Annotated in this window: 7 protein-coding genes and 2 rRNA genes (1 of these 9 cut by a window edge); 3 read left to right on the top strand and 6 right to left on the bottom strand. The window is 49.9% G+C overall.

Annotated features, from left to right (window positions below; all coding sequences use genetic code 11):
* Both ACO05E_RS04040 and rrf read left to right on the top strand, forming a co-directional pair.
* Positions 1–2175: ribosomal RNA gene (locus ACO05E_RS04040) — 23S ribosomal RNA — on the top strand; it begins 713 nt to the left of the window's first position.
* A 143-nt stretch (positions 2176–2318) separates the two neighbouring features.
* A 5S ribosomal RNA gene (gene rrf, locus ACO05E_RS04035) occupies positions 2319–2434 on the top strand.
* 65 nt (positions 2435–2499) lie between these two features.
* On the opposite strand, the gene ACO05E_RS04030 is transcribed toward rrf, so the two are convergent.
* The 3 genes from ACO05E_RS04030 to ACO05E_RS04020 all read right to left on the bottom strand — a co-directional run bounded on the left by ACO05E_RS04030 (position 2500) and on the right by ACO05E_RS04020 (position 5864).
* Positions 2500–3465, bottom strand: coding sequence for an isopenicillin N synthase family dioxygenase (locus ACO05E_RS04030; RefSeq protein ID WP_419811708.1), 966 nt, complete (start codon positions 3463–3465; stop codon positions 2500–2502).
* A 61-nt stretch (positions 3466–3526) separates the two neighbouring features.
* Positions 3527–4609, bottom strand: a complete 1083-nt coding sequence (locus ACO05E_RS04025; RefSeq protein ID WP_419811707.1) for a BMP family ABC transporter substrate-binding protein — start codon at positions 4607–4609, stop codon at positions 3527–3529.
* A gap of 226 nt (positions 4610–4835) precedes the next feature.
* Positions 4836–5864, bottom strand: a complete 1029-nt coding sequence (locus ACO05E_RS04020; RefSeq protein ID WP_419811706.1) for a hypothetical protein — start codon at positions 5862–5864, stop codon at positions 4836–4838.
* A 129-nt stretch (positions 5865–5993) separates the two neighbouring features.
* Here ACO05E_RS04020 and ACO05E_RS04015 point away from each other — a divergent pair, with 129 nt between their 5' ends.
* A complete protein-coding gene (locus tag ACO05E_RS04015) occupies positions 5994–7337 on the top strand; it encodes a DEAD/DEAH box helicase (RefSeq protein ID WP_419811705.1) in 1344 nt (447 codons plus the stop codon).
* A gap of 113 nt (positions 7338–7450) precedes the next feature.
* Here ACO05E_RS04015 and glnD read toward each other — a convergent pair whose 3' ends face one another.
* The 3 genes from glnD to ACO05E_RS04000 all read right to left on the bottom strand — a co-directional run bounded on the left by glnD (position 7451) and on the right by ACO05E_RS04000 (position 11425).
* Positions 7451–10147, bottom strand: coding sequence for a [protein-PII] uridylyltransferase (gene glnD, locus ACO05E_RS04010; protein ID WP_419811704.1), 2697 nt, complete (start codon positions 10145–10147; stop codon positions 7451–7453).
* Positions 10148–10188: 41 nt separating this feature from the next.
* Positions 10189–10965, bottom strand: coding sequence for a type I methionyl aminopeptidase (map, locus tag ACO05E_RS04005; protein ID WP_419811703.1), 777 nt, complete (start codon positions 10963–10965; stop codon positions 10189–10191).
* Positions 10966–11149: 184 nt separating this feature from the next.
* Positions 11150–11425, bottom strand: coding sequence for a HigA family addiction module antitoxin (locus ACO05E_RS04000; RefSeq protein ID WP_419811702.1), 276 nt, complete (start codon positions 11423–11425; stop codon positions 11150–11152).

Raw genomic sequence — 11425 nt, 5'->3', positions numbered from 1 at the left:
CTGGAGGACCGAACCCACTGTCGTTGAAAAGCCAGGGGATGACCTGTGGATAGGAGTGAAAGGCTAATCAAGCCCGGAGATAGCTGGTTCTCCTCGAAAACTATTTAGGTAGTGCCTCGTGTCTAACCATGGGGGGTAGAGCACTGTTAAGGCTAGGGGGTCATCCCGACTTACCAACCCTTTGCAAACTCCGAATACCCATGAGTTCAATCACGGGAGACACACGGCGGGTGCTAACGTCCGTCGTGGAAAGGGAAACAACCCAGACCGTCAGCTAAGGTCCCAAAGTTACAGTTAAGTGGGAAACGATGTGGGAAGGCTAAAACAGCTAGGAGGTTGGCTTAGAAGCAGCCACCCTTTAAAGAAAGCGTAATAGCTCACTAGTCGAGTCGGCCTGCGCGGAAGATATAACGGGGCTCAAACTGTACACCGAAGCTACGGATGCACTTTGTGCATGGTAGAGGAGCGTTCTGTAAGCCGTTGAAGGTCAAGGTGTGAACCAGGCTGGAGGTATCAGAAGTGCGAATGCTGACATGAGTAACGATAAGGGGAGTGAAAAACTCCCCCGCCGGAAACCCAAGGGTTCCTGTCCAACGTTAATCGGGGCAGGGTTAGTCGGCCCCTAAGGCGAGGCTGAGAAGCGTAGTCGATGGGAAACAGGTTAATATTCCTGTACTTGTTTGTAGTGCGATGGGGGGACGGAGAAGGCTAGGCCAGCACGGCGTTGGTTGTCCGTGTTTAAGCTGGTAGGCAGAAGACTTAGGCAAATCCGGGTCTTCAATGCCGAGACGTGATGACGGTGACTCTACGGAGTCCGAAGTGGTCGATGCCATGCTTCCAGGAAAATCCTCTAAGCTTCAGCTACAAAGAAACCGTACTCTAAACCGACACAGGTGGGTAGGTAGAGAATACCAAGGCGCTTGAGAGAACTCGGGTGAAGGAACTAGGCAAAATGGCACCGTAACTTCGGGAGAAGGTGCGCCGGCTAGGGTGAAGGACTTGCTCCGTAAGCTCTGGCCGGTCGAAGATACCAGGTGGCTGCGACTGTTTATTAAAAACACAGCACTCTGCAAACACGAAAGTGGACGTATAGGGTGTGACGCCTGCCCGGTGCCGGAAGGTTAATTGATGGGGTTAGCTTCGGCGAAGCTCTTGATCGAAGCCCCGGTAAACGGCGGCCGTAACTATAACGGTCCTAAGGTAGCGAAATTCCTTGTCGGGTAAGTTCCGACCTGCACGAATGGCGTAACGACGGCCACACTGTCTCCACCCGAGACTCAGTGAAATTGAATTCGCAGTTAAGATGCTGCGTTCCCGCGGCTAGACGGAAAGACCCCGTGAACCTTTACTATAGCTTCACAGTGAACTTTGAATTGTCTTGTGTAGGATAGCTGGGAGGCTTTGAAGCGTTAACGCCAGTTAGCGTGGAGCCAATCTTGAAATACCAGCCTGGTCAATTTGGGGTTCTAACTCAGGTCCATTATCTGGATCGAGGACACTGTGTGGTGGGTAGTTTGACTGGGGCGGTCTCCTCCCAAAGAGTAACGGAGGAGCACGAAGGTCGGCTAATCCTGGTCGGACATCAGGAGGTTAGTGCAATGGCATAAGCCGGCTTAACTGCGAGACAGACACGTCGAGCAGGTACGAAAGTAGGTCATAGTGATCCGGTGGTTCTGTATGGAAGGGCCATCGCTCAACGGATAAAAGGTACTCCGGGGATAACAGGCTGATACCGCCCAAGAGTTCACATCGACGGCGGTGTTTGGCACCTCGATGTCGGCTCATCACATCCTGGGGCTGAAGCCGGTCCCAAGGGTATGGCTGTTCGCCATTTAAAGTGGTACGCGAGCTGGGTTTAGAACGTCGTGAGACAGTTCGGTCCCTATCTGCCGTGGGCGTTTGAGATTTGAGAAGAGCTGCTCCTAGTACGAGAGGACCGGAGTGGACGAACCTCTGGTGTTCGGGTTGTCATGCCAATGGCATTGCCCGGTAGCTACGTTCGGACAGGATAACCGCTGAAAGCATCTAAGCGGGAAGCCCCCTTCAAGATGAGATCTCACTGGAGCTTCGAGCTCCCTAAAGGGCCCAGGAAGACTACCTGGTTGATAGGCAAGGTGTGTAAGCGTTGTGAGGCGTTGAGCTAACTTGTACTAATTGCCCGTGAGGCTTGACCATATAACACCCAAACTTGGTGGTGTTAACAAGCCAAAGAATATAAGCACCGCAAGGTTCGCAAGAGAATCAAAATACTCATGTATCCAACCTATTAGCTGAATGATTGCAGAACGCGTAAGACAATCACGACGCAACAAGCTTTGCTTGACGACAATAGAGCTGTGGAACCACCTGAATCCATTCCGAACTCAGAAGTGAAACGCAGTATCGCCGATGGTAGTGTGGGGCTTCCCCATGTGAGAGTAGGTCATCGTCAAGCTCTTATTTAAAAGCCCTGATCATGTAAATGGTCAGGGCTTTTCTCGTTTTATATTTTCGTTAAATTCATTCCTGACGATATTCATACGTCGCTGCAAAGCGCGATAAAATCCAATCTCCACTGGTCACGCTGTCGTATTGTTGTGGTGTATCCTCGGTAATACAGCTGGTGATTGTTTCGACCGGCGTATCAAATCTGGGCTCAACAAAAAACGGCATGGAATAACGATGAATGCCGGGTTTTAAATTCCGAACCCGATGAGCGGTTGAGCGATAATGATCATTGGTCCAGCGCTGCATTAAATCGCCGATATTCACAATTAATGTGTTTTCGAGTGGGGCAACGTCGAGCCATTCTCCTTCTTTGGTTTGTACCTGTAAGCCGCCAATATTGTCTTGGGCTAATAAGGTGATACAGCCGTAATCGGTGTGAGCACCAGCGGCCATACTGTTGTCATCGATTTGCTGTTCGGCCGGGCGAGGTGGGTAGTGAATCATTCTGAATACCGAGATATGTTCACTTTCGAAATATCGGGTAAAGTAAGCTTCTTCAAGATTTAACGCTAATGCCATGGCTCGCAGCAGGCGCTTAGCAATATCGAGCAGCAGGCCATAATGCTGATTAACAGCCTGCTGAAAGCCTGCCAGTTCCCCGTATTGATTCGGGCCATACAAGGACGGACATTGGGTGACGATTGGATGTTCTGGATGAATATCCAGCGCCATATCAAAAGTTTCTTTCCAGTCGGATGGCGAATCCGGGTCAAGTTGTTCGGCCCCCTGACTTCCCCAGCCTCGGTGATTCTGACTGTTAGCGATATCTATGCGTTGTTTAACGGCTGTTGGCTGTTCAAAGAAAGCCCGGCTTAACGCAAACATGGATTGCATTTGTGTTGGACTGATAGCAAATCCCTGAATGGCAAAAAAGCCAATATGGCGACAGGCATGATCAATTTGTTGAATAGTTTCTTGCCAATCGTTCCGATCTGAAGAATAAAGGGGGGTGATATCAATAACTGGGATACTGCTCATAGTAAACTCTTTAAAACAAATAAGAAGAGAGCCGGGCTGAGCCGAGCCCGGCGTTCAGAAGTTATTGTGGAATGGTGTCGTCGATACCTTCAACGTACCAGTTCACGGTAGCCAGTTCTTCGTCGGTGAGTGAATGACCATCGGCGACAACCAGCTCGCCTTTGTTGTTTTTGATGGGACCGGTGAACGGTTTAAACGAACCGGATTTGATCTCCTGGTAACTTTTCCACACGGCTGCTTGTACCGCTTCTGGCAGGTTATCGTTCATTGAAGCAATGGATAACATGTCAGCGCCAAAGCCACCCCAGAAGTCTTGTGATTTCCAGCTACCAGCTTTGACATTTTCGATCACACTGATGTAGTGAGGTGCCCAGTCATCACGAATGGAAAACATATGGGCGTTCGGAGCAAATTTGCTCATATCTGATGCCTGGCCAATACCTTTCACACCCCGTTTCTCGGCCGCGATTAACGGAGCCGGCGAGTCGGTGTGCTGAATCAGGATGTCGGCTCCCTGATCCATCAGCACATTGGCCGCTTCACTTTCTTTTACCGGGTCATACCAAGTGCTGACCCACATGATTTTAATCTGTACATCCGGGTTAACCGATTTCGCCGCCATATAAACGGAGTTGATGTCACGAATCACTTCCGGGATCGGGAAAGAGGCGATGTAGCCAATGGTGTTGGTTTTGGTCATCATGCCTGCGGCGATACCGGATACCCAGCGGCCTTCATAAGTGCGTAACACATAGGTTGAAAGGTTCTTATCGCGCTTGTAGCCGGTGGCATGCTCAAACACAACGTCGGGAAAACGTTTGGCGACCTTAGCGGTTGGGTTCATAAAGCCAAACGAGGTAGTAAAGATAACATCCGTACCGTTTTGAGCCATTTGGCGAATAACACGTTCGGCATCCGCACCTTCAGGCACTTTTTCGACATAGGATGTGGTGACTGAACCGTTAAAGTGTTTTTCCACCTCCAGGCGGGCACGGTCATGTTCGTACGACCAGCCATAGTCACTGACGGGGCCGACATAAACAAAACCTGCTTTTAATGGATCGTCAGCCTGGGTTGCATTGATTCCTAAGGCCAGCACTGAGCTTGCTAATAAATGTTTCAGTTTCACAAGCGGTGTTTTCATGGTCTGTTCCTGTTGGTTACATTGAGTACCAGACAGGATTAGCAACAAGCTGGCCAACAGATCAGCTTTTATTGAAAACACAATAATATCAATAAGATGCTGGGCGGCTCTGCCGGTATAGCCGCTTATTAACTCAATATTGGAGAAAGCGATGTCATGTGTTTGGGCATGATTGATTTGCTATGCCCATACTCAGGGCATGGTCTTGCCCTGGATTTGGACAGTTTTATAAATAGTAGGTTTTGCCCGACTCTGTTCCGCGCTTAATATAATCGCGCAGACCAACACCGTTTTTGGCTTTGATAGCTTCTAATTCTTTTAACAGAGTTTTGGCATGGAAGCTGTCGAGTCGTTCCATCGCTGAAATGGGCTTAATACCGGCGGCAATGCGCATCTGCTCAAGCGCCCGGTCGAGTGCTTTCTTCTTGTGAATATAAAGAAAGCTTTGTGCCGCTTCGAGGTGAACATTGGCGATTTGCCGGTTCTGCGCCAATGCTGCCTGATAATAGTTTTCAACCACTTCGTCATCAGCACCGTAAGCCATGCGCCCCATAAAACGCCCCATTTTCCGCACAATGCCGGCATCCATGGAGCCTTTGGCCGCGAGCACAAACACGTTATATGGTTCTGCCCGGATCATGGCATTCAGTTCTTCACTCATGGTATCCATATAGCCCCGGCTTAATACCACTGGAGCGGAAATCTCTTCGCTCAGGCGTGCCATGGCGTAAAAGGCAAAATAGCGCGCCATAATATCGTGTTGAGTTAATTCTGCGTGTTGGCGGTGGCGTTCGATAATGTTTTGCCAGAGTGCATGACGTTTTTCTTTATTGTCTTCCAGTCGCAAACCGTACGTTGCCTGAGCATAGAATGCGACCCCGTGCCCGAGGGGACCGAGTTTATAGCCCTGTTGTGCTGCACTCTGAAAATCCCCCTTAAAAAAGGCAATCCAGGCTTGTTGCAGATCGGCCGCCAGCTGATCCAATGATTCGAACGGCGGGGTTGCCAGCTTAAGGCCAGCATTACGTTCCAACAGAGGCTTCAAGTAAGACGCATCCGGAAACGGATAGTCGGTTGCCCGGGTCAGCCAGAACCAGTTTTCCTGCAGCTGTTCTCTGGTGTAGGTATACGCTTGTGTATCGTACGGGAAAGCTTGCCACTCAAAATCCATAGCTGGGTCGGCAAACTCGTCGGCCTGAGTAAAAGCCGTGATCAACAGACAGGAGAGTACAAGCAGGCGCGTAGCAAGAACCATGATGAGTACCATTATTGTTATTGTATTGGAACCATCGTAATAAATTGCAGATACGCTGTCACGGTTTGTTCGGGCGAGCGGCAGGGATGACTGGTATACTGCAGGCAGTTTCTATCGAGAGTTTCTCCCTTGTTTGCAAATATCGAATTTAATCAGCGTTTGGCGCTGGGTCTTGAAAAGCTGAACATCACTGAACCAACGGATGTTCAGCAGGAAGTATTGCCATTGGCGATGGCTGGTAAAGACATGCAGGTGTGTGCCGAAACCGGCTCAGGTAAAACCCTGGCCTACCTGCTGCCGATCATGCAGAAAATGCTCGATCAGGATGCGCCGAACTCAGCAACACGTGCCTTAATTCTGGTGCCTACCCGCGAACTGGCTAAGCAGGTGTTTAAAACCTGTAAGGTGTTTACCGAGCTGACGCGACTTGAGGTAGGCTCTCTTACCGGTGGTGAGGAATTCAAATATCAGGCTTCAATCCTGCGTAAGAACCCGGAGATCATTGTGGCGACGCCAGGACGCTTAGTGGATCACCTGAAGCGTGATACAGCAGAGTTAGGCGATCTGGAGTTTCTGGTACTGGATGAAGCGGATCGTATGCTGGATATGGGCTTTGCCGAAGATATGAACATGATTGTGGGCCGCTGTAAGACTGAGCGCCAGACCTTTATGTTGTCGGCCACGCTGCGCCATGAAGGTGTTGGTCGTATTGCCAAAGCGATGCTCAACGATGCTGAAGAAATTACCACCAGCAGCATTCAGGATCGTCACTCCTATATCATTCAGCAGCGTATTCTGGCGGACGATAACGCCCATAAAGACCGTTTGGTCACCTGGCTGTTATCCAATGAAAAATTCGATAAAGCCATTATCTTTGTGAATAAGCGCGATGAAGTGGAGCGCTTATTTGAATTCCTGCGACGTCATCGTGACGATCTTGCCAGCCTGCACGGCGAAATGACTCAGGATGAGCGCAACTACGTGATGCAGTCACTGCGTCAGGGTAAGCGCAATGTTCTGGTAGCCACCGATGTGGCAGCAAGAGGTCTGGACGTTGAAGGTATGGATCTGGTGATTAACTATGATCTGGCGCGTAAGGGTGACGAGTACGTTCACCGTATTGGCCGAACCGGGCGTGCTGGCCGGGCGGGTTTGGCCGTAAGCCTGATTGCTCCTAACGAGTGGAACCTGAAAGCCGGAATTGAGCGTTACCTTCAGCAAAACATGGAAGAACGCGAAATTAAAGAGTTGAAAGGCAAATACCGCGGCCCGAAAAACCTGAAAGCTTCAGGCAAAGCCGGTGGTAAGAAAAAGCTGAAACCAGCGGATCGCAAAGTGGCGGCAAAAAAAGCGAAGAAAGGACCCTCTGCTAAGAAGAAAGCAGGGCCGCGCCCTTCCAGACCTAAGACTGATGCTAAGCCATCTAATCTGATGGATACTGAAGGTTTTGCGCCAATCAAACGCAAAAAATAGAAAAGCAGAGCTACAGCATCGGGTGTTAACAAAGAAAAACCTTCTATGGCAGGGATGCCATAGAAGGTTGTTTATTGTTAGTGCCATAAGTTGATGTTATATGGCTTGGGGGGTTAAACAGCCGATTGCGCTTCGACCTGCTCATCCAGCCCCATAAGGATGGCTTCCTGCAGATCTTCACAACGCTCCACATCCGAGAACGGGTTGCCCATTTCATCAACGATATAAAAAATATCCGATACCTTCTCGCCTTCCGTCAGGATTTTTGCTCCCTGCATCTGTGCTCCGAATTCGGCAAAAATTGCTCCCATACGTGCCAGTAATCCTGGGCGGTCAGCGGCGGTTATTTCTAACACGGTGCGCTGCATCATGGGGTCATTGCTCATGGTGACATGAGTTTCCACTTCAAATTGCTTCAGCATACGTGGCGTGCGACGCATGATGATGGTGGTGAACTCATCCGGTTGCGACAGGGCTTCTTCTAATGTGGCGCGGATGGTTTCAAGGCGTTGCTGATCTTCAATAGGCTGGTTGTTTTCATCCAGTACGATGTAGGTATCGACCGCGTTCTGTTCGCCTTCTGAGGTCATGATGCGGGCATCCTGAATATTCAGGTTGAGCTGGTCTAGGGTGGCTGTGGTCACCGCAAACAGGTTGGGCTGATCTTTCATAAAAACAAAGATCTGAGTGGCCCCTTCAAACTCGTTATCACAAGTCTGGCGAATCGAAACCAGTGGCTTATTGCTGTTACCATGTTGGTGGATTTCACTGCAATGCCAGACGATATTGTCAGCCCCTTCGCGCAGAAAATAATCGTCTCCGGGTTCGCCAACCAGCTGCTGAATACGCTCATCGGATAACCCCTGAGCACTCAGGCGATCGTAAACATCCTGCTGGATTTCACTGATCACATCGTCTTTGTTTTTCGGGTTTGCTAAGCCACGGCGTAACGCCGCTTTGGTGTTGTGATACAACTGCCGCATTTGTTCTGCACGCCAGCTGGTCCACAATTTAGGGTTGGTGGTGAATAAATCCGCTACCGAAATCAGGTACAGCATTTCCAGATGATGCTGATCGCCCACTTCCAGCGCAAACTGATGAATATCTTCTGGATTGTTGAGATCGAGGCGCTGTGAGGCATGACTCATCAGCAAGTGATTCTCGATCAGCCAGGCGACGATATGACTGTCGGTGGGGCGTAAGTTGTGCTGACGGCAGAAATGGCGGGCAATGTCGCCGCCATTAATACAATGATCGCCTTCAGTGCTTTTGCCGGTGTCGTGTAATAAGGCCGTCAGGTATAGCAGTTCTTTCTTTTGTACCCGGTGAATCAGGCGTGAGGCAACCGGGAAGCGTTCGCGAATATCTTCACCAAAGCGGAACTGGCGCAGCATTCGCACCATACGCAGGCTATGCTCATCGACGGTATAAATATGGAACAGGTCGTGTTGCATCATGCCAATGACCTGGCCAAATTCCGGAATATAGCGCCCCAGAATGCCATAGCGCATCATGCGTGACAGTTCGCGTACAACACACTCTTTGTTGCGAACTAACGTCATAAATAAGCGGTTATGTTCCGGGTTGGTACGGAAACTTTCATCAATCAGATGGCGATGCTCACGTAAGGCACGGATGGTGTTGGTGTGGATACCTTTGGCATCGGGTTGTTGTGCCATCAGGTTAAATACCCGCAGCAGCCAGGAAGGCTCACGGGCAAATAATTCCAGGTCATTCAGCTGCAGGTAGCCGTTGCACAAAAAGAAATGTTCGTTAAGCGGGATGATGTCGCCCAGCTCACCACATTTCACAAAGTCGTCGTTAAAGTGCAGCAGTAATAAATCGGCCAGCTCCAGTGTTGCTAACTGGTTGCGATAGAACTGGGACATAAACTTTTCAACGCCCAGCTGACGGTTGTCGTCTTCAAACCCTAAGACATCGGCGACATCACGCTGTAAATCAAACAGTAAGCGGTCTTCTTCACGTCCGGCAACCATGTGCAGGGCATAACGGGTACGCCATAAAAACTGCATGCTTAACGCCAGGCGCTGGTGTTCAAACTCAGTCAGAAAGCCATTGTCTTCCAGTGCTTGCAGGCTGCCTTTGCTGAAGTGGCGCATGGTGACCCAGCTGATGGTCTGGATGTCACGCAGAGCGCCCGGTGAGTTTTTGACATTAGGCTCCAGATTGTATTCAGAGCTTTTGTGCTTTTTGTGACGCTCCTGAATTTCCTGCCATTTTGCATTAAAAAATGCGTCGGCAGGCCAGAGCTGATCGACCCGGGTACGCTGGTGCAGTTGCTCAAGTAAGCTGTTATCGCCGGCTAATAAACGACTTTCCATCATATTGGTGATGATGGTCAGGTCTTTAGCCGCTTCGTCGGAGCACTCTTGCAGCGTACGAACGCTGTGGCCGATATCCAGTTTCAGATCCCAAAGCAGGGTGATAAATGCCTGCAGGCTCTCTGCATTGTTATTGATGGCGTCTTCATCAGCACACAGCAACAGCACATCAATATCGGAATGAGGATGCAATTCCCCGCGGCCGTAACCACCCACGGCAACCAATGCCAGGCCATCGTGGTGTAAGTGCTGGTGCTGCCATAAGCAATTCAGGATCACGTCGATTTGTTGGGCGCGATGAGGCACCAGAATGTCGGCATCCAGCGTCTGGCGAAAATACTGATGGGCATTTTCGAGCAGCTCAGCCAGCAGTGGTTTTACCACCGGCAGTGGCGACGGCGATCCTGCCAGCTGCTCCATAAGCTGTTGTGAATCAATATGCATCAGCTGAGTTGCAGCAACATCCATGTGAGTAACCTGTGGTTTTGAATCAGACATGGAACAGGGTATTACCAGAACAGAGTTTCTTCTTTGCGCTTGGTCAATACTTCATAACCATCGGCAGTCACCAGGATGGTATGTTCCCACTGGGCAGACAGCTTGCGGTCTTTGGTAACCACCGTCCATTCGTCTTTTAATAACTTATTAAAGCGTGTGCCCTGATTGATCATCGGCTCAATGGTGAAGGTCATGCCTTCTTTTAACTCAAAGCCAGTACCGGCTTTACCGTAATGCAAAACCTGTGGGTCTTCATGGAATTCTTTACCAATACCATGACCACAATATTCACGTACCACGGAATAGTGGTTTTTCTCGGCATGTTTCTGAATGGCGGCACCAATATCGCCTAAGCGAGTGCCTGGCTTCACCATTTCAATGCCCATGTACAAGCATTCCTGAGTGATATCTACCAGGCGTTTATTCGGAGCCAGTGGCTCACCAACGTGAAACATCTTGCTGGTATCACCGTGGTAACCATCTTTGATCACGGTAATGTCGATATTGATGATATCGCCTTTTTTCAGCAGCTTGTCATCGCTGGGAATACCATGGCAGATCACATGGTTGACCGAGGTGCAGATCGATTTTGGAAATCCACGGTAATTCAGTGGGGCCGGAATCGCCTGCTGCTCATTCACGATGTAATCATGGCAAATACGATCCAGCTCGCCGGTGCTGATACCGGGTTTGACGTACTCACCGATCATTTCCAGAGCTTCTGCCGCCAGACGGCCAGCAATGCGCATTTTTTCGATTTCTTCGGCAGTTTTAATGGTGACGTTCATAGCCGTGGAATTGCTCCGGTTGGATCGTTAAGGAATAGGTTGGTCAGTATTGTAATGGGGTTGGGCAAATGATTCCAATCGGCGGCGGGTGGCTGAACAGAGTGTTCTTAATTGTTAATGGTATCTGGATCAAGCAACAGAGCGTCCAGCAGTTCATCGGTCTGATGCCAACAGCAAGGAAGGCTCATACTGACAACGGCTGTACTTCCGGCTGTTTTGTTTTTTGTGCATTGGCCAGATCATAGTTTAGCTGCATCGTCAGCCAGGTTTTGGCCGTACTTAGCCCGGCTGTTTCTAGGCGGATAGCAAGGTCGGTACTGATCGAGGCTCTTCCGTTTAACACTCTGGATAGGGCAGCGCGAGACATTCCAAGTCGCTTAGCAGCCTCGGTCACGGTTAACTTTAAGTGTTCAATTTCGTTTTTGAGAATATCACTTGGGGGAGCGGGGTTGTGCATCAT

The sequence above is a fragment of the Bacterioplanoides sp. genome (assembly GCF_965226395.1).
Lineage (GTDB): Bacteria > Pseudomonadota > Gammaproteobacteria > Pseudomonadales > Oceanobacteraceae > Bacterioplanoides.
Note: the sequence above shows the minus strand (reverse complement) of the source record. Positions and strands in the feature narration are given on the sequence as shown.